The sequence below is a fragment of the Devosia beringensis genome, from assembly GCF_014926585.1.
Taxonomy (GTDB): domain Bacteria; phylum Pseudomonadota; class Alphaproteobacteria; order Rhizobiales; family Devosiaceae; genus Devosia; species Devosia beringensis.
The window spans coordinates 1071334-1084670 of record NZ_CP045422.1 but is presented as its reverse complement, the minus strand read 5'-3'; the positions used below and the strand labels follow the sequence as shown (position 1 = coordinate 1084670).

The window sequence follows — 13337 nt, the reverse complement described above, 5'->3', positions numbered from 1 at the left end:
AGCAATGATGATCTTTGACCTTCTGGCCCAGCGCGACTTCATGATTGCCGTCCTCGCGGCCATCTCCATGGCAGCCGTGGTGTTCACCTTCGGCTCCAGCTTCATCGTCAAATCCGAGATGAAGGACCGCATCAAGCGCGTCGCCCTCGAGCGCGAGAAGATGCGCGCCGAAGAAATGGCCCGGTTGCGCGGCAATGGTGGCGCCATTGTCGAGGGGCGGGGCATCCGGCGGTCCGGTGAAACCAAGACCTATATGAAGAGCGTTGTCGAAAGGCTCGACCTCAAGAAGGCCTTCCAGGACGACGCCACCCTCGACAAGCTGGCCATGGCCGGCTTTCGCGGCCAGGGGCATCTGACCACATTCCTGTTCATGCGCCTGTCCACCCCTATTGCCATCTTCCTGGTGGCGGCCGTCTACCTGCTGGTCCTAGCCCCGGCCGAGCGCCCGCTCTACCTCAACCTGGCCTATGCGGTCGGTGCCGGCCTGGTGGGCTCCTTTTTGCCCGTCGTCATGCTCAAGAACAGCACGGACAAGCGGCAGTTCTCGATCCGCCGCGCCTGGCCCGATTGTCTCGATCTGATGCTGCTCTGCGTGGAATCAGGCATGTCCATGGAGCACGCCTTCAAGCGGGTCGGCCGCGAAATCGGCCAGCAGAGTCCTGAACTGGCCGAAGAACTGGCTTTGACCACGGCCGAACTGGCCTTTCTCGAGGATCGCGGCCGCGCCTATGAAAACCTCGGCCGCCGCACCGGGCTCGATGGCGTCAAATCGGTGATGACGGCGCTGATCCAGGCCGATCGCTATGGCACCTCGGTCGGCCAGGCACTGCGCGTCATGGCCGAAGAAGGTCGCGAGCAGCGCATGATGGACGCCGAGAAGAAGGCGGCAGCTTTGCCGCCCAAGCTCACCGTGCCGCTGATCCTGTTCTTCCTGCCCGTGCTGTTCATCGTCATCATCTCGCCCGCCATGATCAAGGTCTTTGGCCCGGGTGGCGTCGCCGGCGGCTAGCCCCAGAAATGACAAAGGCCGCCCCGCGGGACGGCCTTGCTGGGCGGCGGCGCGATCTGTGTTGTCAGCTCTTGGCGATGGCGTCCCAGCGGTTCTGCTGGGTGAGCAGGGCGCGGACATAGGTCATGTTGTTCTCGACCTGATCGGGTGGCAGTTCGGCGGCATAGAGCGCGCGCGATTCATCGAACCGACCCTGCAGCCCGACAATCAGCGCCAGGTTCTGCCGGATCTGGCTGCTGGCGCCGCGCATCTGCACGGCCCGGCGCAAATGCTGTTCTGCCGTGCCCAACTCATTGGTCATGGCATAGCTCAGCCCCATATTGGCCTCTATCGAGGCCTCGCCGGGGGCGATGGTCAGCGCCTGGATGTAGAGCTGGCGCGCTTCGCCATTGCGACCCATCTGGTCCAGTGTTGCCCCCTTGACCAGCAAGGCATTCCAGTCGGGCGCATCGAGCCGGATCACATTGTCCAGCACCGCCAGCGATTGCTCGAAGCGGCCATCGGCCGTCAGGGCCTTGGCGTAGCCCACTGAAATGTCGACGTCGCCGGGATAGGTCTGGATACCCAGCTCAAGCACCGATACCGCCTGGCCGGACTGTCCCGCCGCCCGCAGGGCAGCCGCATAGTGGATGATATTGCCCTTGTCGCGCGGATTGGCCTTGTAGCGACCCGTCAGTTCACCCAGCGTGGCCTGGCTCTGGCCGGCGGACATGCCCGCATAGTCGGGGGACGGGGAACTGGTGCGGTTGATGGCACAGCCACCCAGCGCGACAACAGCCACGCCTGCCAGCAGCAGGTTTCGCAGGAGGCGGGCGCGGGAATAGCGGAACGTCAAGGGCGGCTCCCGGCGCGGATGAAGCGGGCAAGGTCTTGCCGCTAGCACCGCGCGATCGTCAGTTTCGGGCTCGTGCCCAATCCCTCACAGACATAGATCATTAACCCTAACACCCCGTTAAGGTGGGCGGCGGCGGGGGCCATGGCGACCTGCAATAGGGCAGGGACGCTGCAAACCAGACAGCCACGGCCTGGAACACCTTCGCATTTACCGTGTCGATATAGTTGACTGTGACAATTAGTTAGTTGACGATATCAACTCTCAATGCGGAGCTAGATCATGGCCGTGCGGCCCGACGATATCGCCCAGGTTCGTGCCTTCAACCGGTTCTACACCAAGGTCATTGGCTTGCTGGCGGAGTCCATGCACGAGAGCCCGTTTACACTCGCCGAGGCCAGGGTGATCTACGAGTTGGGCCGGCGGACCACCTCAACGGCGTCCGCCATCGCCGAGCACCTGGGCATGGATCGCGGCCAGATGAGTCGGATGTTCCTAAAACTGCTGGATATGGGCGTTGTTGCGTCCTTGCCCCGGGGGACCGACAAGCGGTCCGCGCCGCTTGCGCTGACCCCCGATGGTGAGGCCGTCTACCGTCGCTTCAACGAGATGAGCGACAAGGCCGCCGCCAACAGCTTGCTTGAACCACTCGATGAATTCCAGCGGCGCGATCTGATCAGCGCCATGCGTCGAATCGAGGCCATGCTTGCCGAGCCTGACGATGATCCCCTGATCCTGCGGCCGCATCGCGTCGGCGAGATCGGCTGGCTGATCCATCGCCAGGGCCTGCTCTATCACCTCGAACAGGGCTGGAATGGCGAATTCGAGATGCTGATCGCCAGGCTCTATGGCGATTTCGTCGCCGCCCCGGCCACGCCACCCAAATCGCTCTGGATCGCCGAGCGGGGCGGCGAGATCGCCGGCTCCGTCTATGTCGTTCCTGCCGCCTCCGCGGAGGCCGAGGGCACCGCGCAGTTGCGCATGCTCTATGTCGAGCCGTCCTTTCGCCGTCAGGGCGTGGGCAAGGTTCTGGTCGACGAAGCCGTGCGCTTCGCGCGCGAGGCGGGCTATCGCCGCATCATCCTGTGGACCCAGGACTGCCTGAGCGCGGCCCGCCATATATATCAGAAGGCGGGCTTCACGCTGCTGCGCGAGGAGCGGCACCAGTCTTTCGGCGCCGATCTCAACGGGCAATATTGGGAGCTGCGCTTCTGAACCGGTGCGGGGTCAGTAGCCGCGGTTGCGATCGACGACATTGATCAATGGCTCGCCGGCCTCATGGCCCTTTATGATCGCGCTGAAATAACGCACGCCGCTGGTTTCATTGCTGATCGCGGCAATATGGGGCGTGATGTAGCAGTTCTCGATCTCCCAGAGCGGGCTATCGGCCGGCAGGGGTTCGACCTCGAAGACGTCAAGGCTGGCCCCCCCGAGCGTGCCGTCAGCCAGCGCCGCAACGATATCGGCCTCGCGCTGGTGGCCGCCCCGCGCGGCATTGATGATCACAGGTCCCCCGGCGAGCCGGTCGCGACGCAGCTTGCCAAAGGTGCTGCTGTTGAGAATGCCGGTCGTCTCCGGCGTCAAGGGCAGCAGGTTGACCAGGATATCGGTGCCCGCGAGAAACTCGTCAAAGCTGTCGTCGCCGGCAAAGCCTTCCACCCCCTCGATCGATTTGGGCGTCCGGCTCCAGCTCCGCAGTTCAAAGCCCAGCGGCTGCAGGCGACGGACGGCGTCTTGCCCCAGCACGCCCATGCCCATAATGCCCACCGTGGTTTCCGAGGCGGCCGGCGGATAGAGCTGGCTCCAGCGCCGGGCCTTCTGGTCGGCCTGGAAGCGGCTATAGAGGCGGTGATGCATGGTGACATGGGCCACTACATAGTCGCTCATGCGCTGGCTGAGATCGGCATCGACGAAGCGGACGATGGGCGCCTCGGGCAGGGCCTTGTGCCTGAGCAAGGCATCGACCCCGGCGCCCAGCGAGAGCACGGCGCGCAGCCCGGTAAGCCCGTCGAAGGCATCCGGCTTGGGCTTCCAGACGAAGATGTAGCGGACTGCCGCCGGATCGAAATCATCGCCGCGCCGCACGACCGGATAGGGCGCCAGAGCCTGGCGGAACTGCTCGGCCCAGCCGGCCTCGTCGACATCGCTCAGGTGCAGCAGCAGCATGGACTATCTCCTCAAGCAAAAAGCCGCGCCGTTGACCGGGCGCGGCTTTCGAAATCGTTCTGGTTGGCGCGACTACTGTGCGGTGGTGGTCGGCGTGCCCTGGATAGGGGTTTCCGACGGCGCCGTGGTTGGCGTCTCGATCACCGATTCGGGCGCAACGACCGGCGCATCCGCCGGTGCGGCGGCTGGCGCTTCGGTGGCAGTTGCCGGCGACTCGGCCGGTGACACGGCAGCGTCTTCGGCCGGCGAGGCCGGTTCTGCTGCCGGAGCTTCCTCGGCGGCCGGGAAGGGCACGGGCGCCCCGCTCAGCGACTGCAGATAGGCCAGGATGTCGGCGCGTTCTTCGGCAGTACGGATACCGGCAAAAGCCATCTTGGTGCCTGGCGCATAATCGCTTGGCTTGGTCAGGAAGGCGTTGAGATTTTCGTAGCTCCACACATCGCCGGCGGCATTGTGCGCCAGCAGGGCGTCGGAATAGGCGAAGTCTTCGATGCTGCCTTCAAGGCGGCCAACCACGTCATAAAGATGCGGACCCTGCTTGTTGGGTTCACCCTCGCCGAAATTGTGGCAGGACTGGCACTTGCGGACGGCAGCGGCGCCGCGGGTCGCATCGGCGCTGGCCAGCAGCACGCCCAGCGGTACTTCCGGCGCGGCGTCTTCGGCTGGCGCCCCGCCTGCCACCAGTTCTGGCTCGGGCAGGGCATAGCCCGGACCATTGTCCTCGATGGGGTGGTAGACGGCTTCAGCGACAAAGCCCGCGCCCATGACGAACAACAACGTGCCCAGAACGGCGCCCATAATTTTGTTTAGCTCGAACGAATCCATTTGGTCTCTCTGCCAGTCCATCCCCTGCGGACGATGCTCGCACCCGGCTCAACATTCGGAAACCCAAAAGGAATCCGCCTCAACGGAGGGATACGATGCGGGCGGAAGATAGTCTGATGGCCGACAAGGCGCAACCATGCAAACCCCTGCTGCGACAATTCCCCACCGCAACCGCCATGCGGCCGCGCTGGCAGCCTGAATTGACTCCGCTTCGCCCCGGGTTCAAAAGCCTCCTCGCCGACCAGAACTGGACCCATACAGATGACCATCAAGATCGCCTTTCAGGGAGAGCCTGGCGCTTTCAGCCACGCTGCCGCCAGCAATTTCTTTCCCGGGCAGGATGTCATCGGCTGCGTCACCTTCGAGGAAACCTTGGTTGCCGTGCAGTCGGGCCGGGCCGATTTTGCCGTCGTGCCAGTGGAAAATTCGCTCTATGGCCGCATCACCGACATTCATCACCTGCTGCCTGAAAGCGGCCTGTTCATCATCGGCGAGACCTTCCTGCGCGTCGAGATGACCCTGCTCGGCGTGCCGGGCTCGACCCTAGCCGACATCAAGGCGGTGCAGTCGCTGTCAGTGGCGCTGGGTCAGTGCCGCAAGTTCATCACCGAGCACGGCCTGCGCACCATCAATGCCGTCGATACCGCCGGCTCGGCCCGTGAAGTGGCCGAAAAGGCCGACAAGTCAGTGGCTGCCATTGCATCGCGCTTTGCTGGCGAGATTTATGGCTTGGATGTGCTGGCCTCCAATATCGAGGATGCCGATCACAACACCACGCGCTTCCTGGTGCTGTCGCGCGACGAAAAGCGGGCGCCCCAGGGTGGCAAGGTCAAGACCACTTTCGTCTTCCGCGTCCGCAACGTGCCGGCTGCGCTCTATAAGGCCATGGGCGGCTTTGCCACCAACGGCATCAACATGACCAAGCTCGAAAGCTACATGGTGGGCGGCAATTTCACCGCCACCCAGTTCTATGCCGATATCGAGGGTCACCCCGCCGATCCCGGCGTCGTGCACGCCTTCGAGGAACTCGGTTTCTTCACCGACTATTTCCGCATCCTGGGCGTCTATCCGGCGGCGGCTGGCGAATAGCTCAGCCGTCCATCAGGCCGGGGGGCAGGGTGCCGATGCGCAGGATCACGCGCGGCTCGTCATAGGCATCGGTCTCGACATCGACTTCCTGTGAAAATACCAGCACGCCGGCGCGCATCGGCGCGAGGCGTTCGGCCGTGGCGATGGCCTTTTCTTCGCTCTTGGCCTGTTGCACCGGGTCGGCAATCAGCTTCTTGCCGTTCTGCTTAAAGGCTTGCACGAGATACATCGTCGCCATGGCGCTCTCCAGAGTTCGCGCCGGGCCTAGCACCTCGTCAGCCAAATCCCTAGGCAATTGACACCCCTAGCTGTCCCGCTATGGTCCGCCCGGATATTCTGAGGAACCTGCCATGTCGTTTGCCGATCTCGCCAAGACCATTGATGACGCCTTCGAGGCCCGCGCCACGATCGGCTTCGACACCAAAGGTCCCGTGCGTGACGCGGTGGTCGAAGCACTCGACCTGCTCGATACCGGCAAGGCCCGCGTTGCCGAAAAGATCGACGGCGCCTGGCAGGTCAACCAGTGGCTCAAGAAGGCCGTGCTGCTCAACTTCCGGCTCAATGACAACAAGCTCATCGAAGGCGCGCCGGGCGGGTCGTCCTATTGGGACAAGGTGCCCACCAAGTTCGAGGGCTGGGGCGAGGCCGAATTCCGCCAAGCCGGGTTCCGCGCCGTGCCGGGTGCCGTGGTGCGTCGGCCGGCCTTCATCGCCAAGTCGGTCGTGCTGATGCCCAGCTTCGTCAATGTCGGCGCCTATGTCGACGAGGGCACCATGATCGACACCTGGGTCACCGTCGGCTCCTGCGCCCAGATCGGCAAGAATGTGCATATCTCGGGCGGCGTCGGCATTGGCGGCGTGCTCGAGCCGCTGCAGGCCGGCCCGGTTATCATCGAGGACAACTGCTTTATCGGCGCCCGCTCCGAAGTCGTCGAAGGCGTGGTGGTGGGCGAGGGCTCGGTCATCTCCATGGGCGTGTTCATCGGCGCCTCAACCAAGATTGTCGACCGCGCCACCGGCGAGATCCATATCGGCAAGGTACCGCCCTATTCGGTCGTGGTTTCGGGCAGCCTGCCCGGCAAGGCGATGCCCGGCCATAACTGGGGCCCCTCGCTCTACTGCGCCGTGATCGTCAAGACCGTCGATGCGCAGACGCGCTCCAAGACCGGCATCAACGAATTGCTGCGCGATTGACATGAGCCTGGACCCGCTCGACCTGCTCAAGGCGCTGATCGCCTGCCCCTCGGTGACGCCGGCCGAAGCTGGCGCGCTCGATCTGCTCGATGCGACACTGACCGGGATCGGCTTTGCCGTCACGCGGTTGCGCTTTGAGGGCCATGGCTCCTATCCGGTCGACAACCTGTTTGCCATTCGCGGCAATTCCGGCCGGCGCCTGCTGTTTGCCGGCCATACCGATGTCGTTCCCCCCGGCGATCTGGGCAACTGGAGCGCCGACCCGTTCACCCCGCGCCAGGCCGACGGCAAGCTCTATGGCCGCGGCGCCGCTGACATGAAGTCCGGCATTGCCGCCTTCGTCGCCGCCGCGTCGGCCATTCCCGCTGACACTGGCACCATCATGCTGGCCATTACCGGCGACGAGGAAGCCGACGCCATCAATGGCACCGCCAAGCTGATGGTCTGGGCCAAGGAACAGCAGCACCATTTCGATTTTGCCGTGGTCGGCGAGCCGAGCTCGGCCGTCAGTCTGGGCGACAGCATCAAGATCGGTCGCCGCGGCTCGCTCTCCGGCTCCATTGCCGTTGCCGGCACGCAGGGCCACGTTGCCTATCCCGACAAGGCCAACAATCCCATGCCGGCGCTCGCCCGGGTGGTCACCGCGCTTGATACCAACATTGATGACGGCACCGAACACTTCCCGGCCAGCAATCTGGAAGTCACCTCCATCGACGTCGGCAATGGGATTTCCAACGTCATCCCCGCCGTCGGCACCATCCGGTTCAATATCCGCTACAATGATCTGTGGACTCCCCAAAGCCTGCTGGACTGGGTCCGTAGCCGTATCGCCAGCGTCGATGCCGCCGGGACCACCATTACCCTGCAACTGGCAGGCGAGCCGTCGCTGTCGTTTCTGTCGCCCCTCAGCCAGGATGTGCAGACCCTGACCGCCACCATTGCCGAGCTGACCGGCCAGCGCCCGACCCTATCGACCGGCGGCGGCACCTCCGACGCCCGCTTCATCGCCCAGTATGGCCCGGTGGTCGAATGCGGCCTGGTCGGGCCGTCAATGCACAAGGCCGACGAGCACATCGCCATCAGCGACCTCACCGGACTGACCGAAATCTACCGCGCCTTCATGCTGGCCTTCTTTGGCAGGCCGGCATGAAGCTCTGGACCATCCTCAACCGGGCCATTGTCGGCTGGCAGATGATCGTGCGCGGCGAGCCCGGCTGGCGCAGCCAGTTCGACCTTACCGCCGCTGGCCTGACCGCCGCCCTGTCCATCTACGCCCTCCTGGCATTTCTGGCTGTCGCCGTCGCTGCCATGAGCATCGGCATGCTGGGGGCCTTCGGCGTGCTGGCAGCAATGGTCGTCCTGGCCGTGCCGGTGATCGCTTTGGTGCTGTCGCTGCTGATCACGCGCAACTTTCTCGGCAACCAGGCGCCCCAGCTGCCCGTGCTGGTGCCGGGCGTCTATGCGCTGACCGGCTTTTTGCTGCTTGAGGGTCTGCTGGCCATGATCGGCGGCCCCATTGTCATGCTGGCCTGGATCGGCACCGGCTATCTGCTGTTCCGCCTGACGCGTCATGCACTTGACTGGAGCCGCGGCATAGCCGCCGGCTTCGCGGTTTTGACGGTCCTTCTCCTTGTGGCGATGCGCCTGGCGCTCTACATGGTTTCCACAGCCTCCCTCTGACCGATCGAGACCGCTTTGGCCCAGTCGACCCCAACCTTCCTCGAAGAGTTCTTCGCCGCCGCCCAGGGCGCCGTTGCCCTGCTGACCGGTGATCGCAAGGCGCCGACCTATTTTGACTTCAGTCAGCGCGGGCTCGTGGGCAGCTTCATCGCCTTCCTGCTGGCCGGCGCCATCTCCGCCTTCGGGCCACGCCTGCTCGGATTGTCGATGGAATCCGGCGCCGCTTCCACCGGTCTGTTGATGAGCGCCTTGCTCTACGCGCTCCAGACCGGCGCCGGCTGGCTGGTGCTGCGCCAGTTCGCCCGTCTCGACGGTTTCGTGCCCTATCTGGTGGCTTTCAACTGGATCAACCTGTTCGCCTCGTTGATCCTGATGGGGCTGCTCCTGGTGGGTGCCGGGCAGTTGTCCACGCTGGTCGTGGGTGTGGCCGCCCTCGTGATCGAGATCAACATTGCCCGGCTGATCGTGACGCTGGCGCCGCTGCAGATCGTGGTGTTCATCATTGCCAAGCTGGTGGTTCAGGCCATCGTCATGGGCCTGATCATTGCCATAGTCGCGCCCGGCATGTTCATGCCGCCTGTCGCCTAATAGTCCACTGCCATTAGATAGAGCCCGTCTGACGGAGCCATGGCGCGGCAATGGCTGCGATCCTTGGCGTCGAGCGCTGCCCGGAAATCCTCCGGCGTCCATTTGCCTTCGCCGACCAGCTTGAGACAGCCCACCATCGAGCGCACCTGATGGTGCAGGAAGCTGCGAGCACTGGCGCTGACCAGGATGCGATCGCCCTCCCGCCGCACGTCCAGCACATCGAGCGTCCGCAAAGGCGACTTGGCCTGGCACTCCGAGGAGCGGAAGGTGGTAAAGTCATGCAGCCCCAGGATCAGCCCGGCGGCCCGGCCCATGATGTCGGCATCGAGCGGCTTGGCCACATGCCAGATATGGTTGCGCTCCAGCACCGGCGGGGCGCGCCGGTTGAGGATGCGATACTCGTAATGCCGGGCTGTAGCGGAGAAGCGGGCTTCAAAGGTCTCGTCCACGGCATCGACGGCAATCACCCCCACCGTATTGGGGCGCAGGTGAAAGTTCAGCGCCTCGCGGATGCGCAACGGGTCCCATTGCTTGCTGAGATTGACATGGGCCACCTGGCCCAATGCATGCACGCCGGCATCGGTCCGGCCCGCGGCCTGCAGCGTCACGCTCTCGCCGGACATCCGCCAGATCGCTTCTTCCAGCGTCTGCTGCACGCTGGGATGGGTCTTCTGCCGCTGCCAGCCGGCAAACGGGGTTCCGTCATATTCGATTGTAAGCTTGTAGCGCGGCATGGTCAGGCAACGGTTGGTGGCAATTGTCCGGCGCCGCGCAGGAATGTCGCGCCATCCATGGCGCCCTTGCCCTCGCGCTGCACCTGGGTCAGGCGCACGGCGCCCGTCCCGCAGGCAATCGTCAGATTGTCCAGCAATGTGCCGGCATCAGCCGAGCCCTCCGCCAGGGTCGAGCGCAGCGCCTTGACCCGCACCGGCTTGCCGCCCAGTTCGATCTCGAACCAGGCGCCGGGAAAGGGCGAGAGCCCGCGAATGAGATTGTGCACCTCGGCGGCCGGCCGCGACCAGTCGATCCGGCTCTCGGCCTTTTCGATCTTTTTGGCGTAGACGGCACCCTCATCGGACTGCGGGGTGAATTGCAGGCTGCCGCGCTCCAGCGCCGCAAAGGCGCGGCCCATCAGGTCGGCGCCGACAATCTTCATGGTGTCGTGCAGCTCGCCGGCCGTCATGTCCGGACCGATGGCGATGACTTCGCCCAGCCCGATGGGGCCGGTGTCGAGGCCTTCCTCCATCTGCATGACCTGGATCCCGGTCTGGCGGTCACCCGCCATGATCGCACGCTGGATCGGGGCCGCGCCGCGCCAACGCGGCAGCAGTGAGCCGTGCAGGTTGAGGCAACCCAGCCGCGGTGCGTCGAGGATCGGCTTGGGCAGCAGCAGGCCATAGGCGACCACCACGGCAACATCGGCATCATGGCTGGCAAACACGATCTGCTCGGCCTCGCCCTTGAGTGAGCGCGGCGTGAACACCGGCAGGCCGAAGCCCTCTGCCGCCAGGTGCACGGGCGACTTGCGCTCTTCCTGGCCGCGTCCGGCCGGCTTGGGCGCGCGCGTATAGACCGCCACGACCTCATGCCCGCTCGAGACGATTTCGGTCAGCGTCGGCACGGAAAATTCGGGCGTACCCATGAAGACGACGCGCATGCAGCAGAGTTTCCTTGTTGGGCCACCCGGGTGAGGTGAGGCGTCCGGCTAGCCGGCAGCGCGCTTGGCGGCCTTTTCGAACTTCTTGATCACCCGGTCGCGCTTGAGGCGGCTGAGATAGTCGATATAGAGCACGCCATCGAGGTGATCGAGCTCGTGCTGGATGCAGACCGCCAGCTTGCCCTCGGCCTCGGTGATGACTTCCTTGCCCTCGAGATCGGTATATTTCACCGTGACCTCATTGGGGCGCTCGACTTCGTAATAGAGCTCGGGGATGGAGAGGCACCCCTCCTCGGTCACCTGCATCTGCTCGCCGAAATGGGTGATCTCCGGATTGATCATCACCAGCGGCGTGGGGGTTTCGTCCTCGCCCGCCAGATCCATCACCACGATGCGCTTCATCACGCCGATCTGCGGCGCAGCCAGGCCGATGCCGGGGGCATCATACATGGTCTCGAGCATGTCGGCGGCCAGCGCCTTGATCTCGTCATCCACCTCGATGATCGGATCGGTAACGGCCCGCAGGCGTGCATCGGGAATGACAAGAATGGGGCGGATGGCCATGGTTGAGGTCCGGCAATTGGGGAAGTGCCTCTCGATATGGTATTTCCGCGCTTGAGGTCAACTCTTGTGGCAGCAGGCCCGGAATGCTGGCTGCTCAGAACATTACAGGAACGCGCCGAATCGGCTAGACTCCGGCCATGGACACAGTGATTTTTATGCTCGGCGACTGGCCGGTTACCTTCCCCATCGCCGCCATGTTCGGCGCCCTCTTGCTCGTCCTGCTGCTGGGGACGATCATGCTCGGCGCCTTGCGCGCCAGCGCTGCGCGGGCGGAGCTTGCGGCCGGACAGGCCGTCGAACAGCTGCGCACCAGTTTTCTCACCCAGCTCGGCGAGCGTGACAGCCGCATCCATGAGCTGGACCATCAACTGGCCCAGGAACGCGAGCGCGGCGAGGAACTGCTGGACATCGAGCGCGAAAGGGCCAGCTCGCTGCGCGCCGACAATGCGGGCCTGCGCGCCAGCATGGCCGAACAGACCAAGCAGTATGAGGAAAATCTCAAGCGCTTCCTCGAAGCCCGCCAGCACATGACGGACGAGTTCAAGTCCATTGCCGGCGAGGTGCTCAAAAGCCATAGCGAGACCTTCTCCAAGCAGAACCGCGAACAGGTCGACGTGCTGCTCAAGCCGCTCAACGAGAAGATCGTCGAGTTCCAGGGCGAGCTGCTGCGCGATCGCGCCACCATGGGCGAACAGATCCGCGCTTTGGCCGCCAGCAACCTGCAGATCACCACCGAGGCGCAGAACCTGACCCGGGCGCTCAAGGGCAATTCCCAGACGCAGGGCGCTTGGGGCGAAATGATCCTCTCGACCATTCTCGAAGGCTCCGGCCTGCGCGAGGGCGAGGAATTCATCACCCAGACCAGCCACACTGCCGAGGACGGCAGCCGCGTGCGCACCGATGTCGAGGTGCTCATGCCCAACAATGACCGGCTGGTCATCGATTCCAAGGTCTCGCTCACGGCCTTTGAGGCCTATGTGAACTGCGAGGACGAGGCGAAGGGCCGGTTCCTCCAAGCCCACATCGTGTCCATCCGCAGCCACATCAAGACGCTGGGCGACAAGACCTACCAGCGTCATGCCCAGAGCAAGATGGACTATGTGATGATGTTTGTGCCCATCGAGTCCGCGCTGGCTACCGCCATCCAAGCCGATGCCAAGCTGGTGGAATACGGCATGAGCCAGGGCGTCATGCTGACCACGCCGACCACGCTGATGACCGTGCTGCGCACCGTGCGCAATGTCTGGGACATCGAAAAGCGCCACCGCAATGCCGAGGAAATCGCCAGCCGCGCTGGCGCGCTTTATGACAAGGTCGTCGGCTTTCTCGGATCCATGGACAAGCTTGACGGCCATCTCGATAAGGCGCGCACCAGCTTCGACGCAGCCAAGGGCCAGCTGTCCTCGGGCAAGGGCAATATGGTGCGCCAGGTGGAAATGCTGCGCGAACTGGGGGCCAAATCCAGCCAGATCATGCCGCCCGGCTGGGAAGGCGGCGAGGGCAGGGCGGACAAGCCCGAGCCAACCCTGCGCCTGGTGACGGACGAGCCGGGCGATCTTGCCTGACCACGAATATTGCCGCCCGCTGACCGCTGCAACCCGGCCTCGGCCCGATGATCCTGCCGTCACGCCGCTCCAGGCCCAGTCAGCTGGGTCAATTGTGGACCCATGGTTACCGCGCCGTTAACGATATTAACGCACTACGGCGCCTGATTTTTATCGCGCCGCGGAATCT

General features: G+C 64.2%; 15 protein-coding genes. 8 read left to right on the top strand and 7 right to left on the bottom strand.

Features of this window, described 5'->3' with window-relative positions; translation table 11 throughout:
• The first annotated feature begins 4 nt into the window (after positions 1-4).
• On the top strand, positions 5-1009 hold the full coding sequence (locus GDR53_RS05290; RefSeq protein WP_332872413.1) for a type II secretion system F family protein: 1005 nt from the start codon (positions 5-7) through the stop codon (positions 1007-1009).
• 64 nt (positions 1010-1073) lie between these two features.
• Here GDR53_RS05290 and GDR53_RS05285 read toward each other — a convergent pair whose 3' ends face one another.
• On the bottom strand, positions 1074-1844 hold the full coding sequence (locus GDR53_RS05285; protein ID WP_193337036.1) for a tetratricopeptide repeat protein: 771 nt from the start codon (positions 1842-1844) through the stop codon (positions 1074-1076).
• A 279-nt stretch (positions 1845-2123) separates the two neighbouring features.
• Here GDR53_RS05285 and GDR53_RS05280 point away from each other — a divergent pair, with 279 nt between their 5' ends.
• Positions 2124-3056 carry a bifunctional helix-turn-helix transcriptional regulator/GNAT family N-acetyltransferase gene (locus tag GDR53_RS05280; RefSeq protein WP_193337035.1) on the top strand — a complete coding sequence of 311 codons (933 nt, stop codon included), beginning with the start codon at positions 2124-2126 and terminating at the stop codon, positions 3054-3056.
• A gap of 12 nt (positions 3057-3068) precedes the next feature.
• Here the strand turns inward: GDR53_RS05280 and GDR53_RS05275 are convergent, their stop codons facing one another.
• Positions 3069-4007, bottom strand: coding sequence for a 2-hydroxyacid dehydrogenase (locus GDR53_RS05275; RefSeq protein WP_193337034.1), 939 nt, complete (start codon positions 4005-4007; stop codon positions 3069-3071).
• A 72-nt stretch (positions 4008-4079) separates the two neighbouring features.
• On the bottom strand, positions 4080-4832 hold the full coding sequence (locus GDR53_RS05270) for a c-type cytochrome (RefSeq protein WP_193337033.1): 753 nt from the start codon (positions 4830-4832) through the stop codon (positions 4080-4082).
• A gap of 261 nt (positions 4833-5093) precedes the next feature.
• Between GDR53_RS05270 and GDR53_RS05265 the strand changes: the two genes are divergently transcribed.
• Complete coding sequence (locus tag GDR53_RS05265) at positions 5094-5921, top strand: prephenate dehydratase (protein ID WP_210321395.1); 828 nt, start codon at positions 5094-5096, stop codon at positions 5919-5921.
• A gap of 1 nt (position 5922) precedes the next feature.
• Here GDR53_RS05265 and GDR53_RS05260 read toward each other — a convergent pair whose 3' ends face one another.
• Positions 5923-6159, bottom strand: coding sequence for a hypothetical protein (locus GDR53_RS05260; protein ID WP_193337032.1), 237 nt, complete (start codon positions 6157-6159; stop codon positions 5923-5925).
• 112 nt (positions 6160-6271) lie between these two features.
• On the opposite strand from GDR53_RS05260, the gene dapD reads away from it, so the two are divergent.
• From dapD to GDR53_RS05240, 4 genes are read left to right on the top strand one after another with little or no spacing between them, the layout of a single operon-like run.
• Complete coding sequence (gene dapD, locus GDR53_RS05255) at positions 6272-7114, top strand: 2,3,4,5-tetrahydropyridine-2,6-dicarboxylate N-succinyltransferase (protein WP_193337031.1); 843 nt, start codon at positions 6272-6274, stop codon at positions 7112-7114.
• A 1-nt stretch (position 7115) separates the two neighbouring features.
• Positions 7116-8264: a succinyl-diaminopimelate desuccinylase gene (gene dapE, locus GDR53_RS05250; RefSeq protein WP_193337030.1), complete on the top strand. Its 1149-nt coding sequence runs from the start codon at positions 7116-7118 to the stop codon at positions 8262-8264.
• On the top strand, positions 8261-8794 hold the full coding sequence (locus tag GDR53_RS05245; protein WP_193337029.1) for a hypothetical protein: 534 nt from the start codon (positions 8261-8263) through the stop codon (positions 8792-8794). Before dapE ends, GDR53_RS05245 begins: the two co-directional genes overlap by 4 nt.
• Positions 8795-8809: 15 nt before the next feature.
• Positions 8810-9382, top strand: a complete 573-nt coding sequence (locus GDR53_RS05240; RefSeq protein WP_193337028.1) for a hypothetical protein — start codon at positions 8810-8812, stop codon at positions 9380-9382.
• Here the strand turns inward: GDR53_RS05240 and truA are convergent.
• From truA to def, 3 genes are read right to left on the bottom strand one after another with little or no spacing between them, the layout of a single operon-like run.
• Entirely contained in the window at positions 9379-10116 is a 738-nt protein-coding gene (truA, locus tag GDR53_RS05235) for a tRNA pseudouridine(38-40) synthase TruA (RefSeq protein WP_193337027.1), read from the bottom strand. The genes GDR53_RS05240 and truA overlap by 4 nt on opposite strands.
• A 2-nt stretch (positions 10117-10118) precedes the next feature.
• Positions 10119-11039 (bottom strand): methionyl-tRNA formyltransferase, encoded by a 921-nt coding sequence (gene fmt, locus GDR53_RS05230; RefSeq protein ID WP_193337026.1) that lies wholly within the window; start codon positions 11037-11039, stop codon positions 10119-10121.
• Between the two features lie 48 nt (positions 11040-11087).
• Positions 11088-11603 (bottom strand): peptide deformylase, encoded by a 516-nt coding sequence (gene def, locus GDR53_RS05225; RefSeq protein ID WP_193337025.1) that lies wholly within the window; start codon positions 11601-11603, stop codon positions 11088-11090.
• A 137-nt stretch (positions 11604-11740) separates the two neighbouring features.
• On the opposite strand from def, the gene GDR53_RS05220 reads away from it, so the two are divergent.
• On the top strand, positions 11741-13168 hold the full coding sequence (locus tag GDR53_RS05220; RefSeq protein WP_193337024.1) for a DNA recombination protein RmuC: 1428 nt from the start codon (positions 11741-11743) through the stop codon (positions 13166-13168).
• Positions 13169-13337 lie beyond the last annotated feature (169 nt).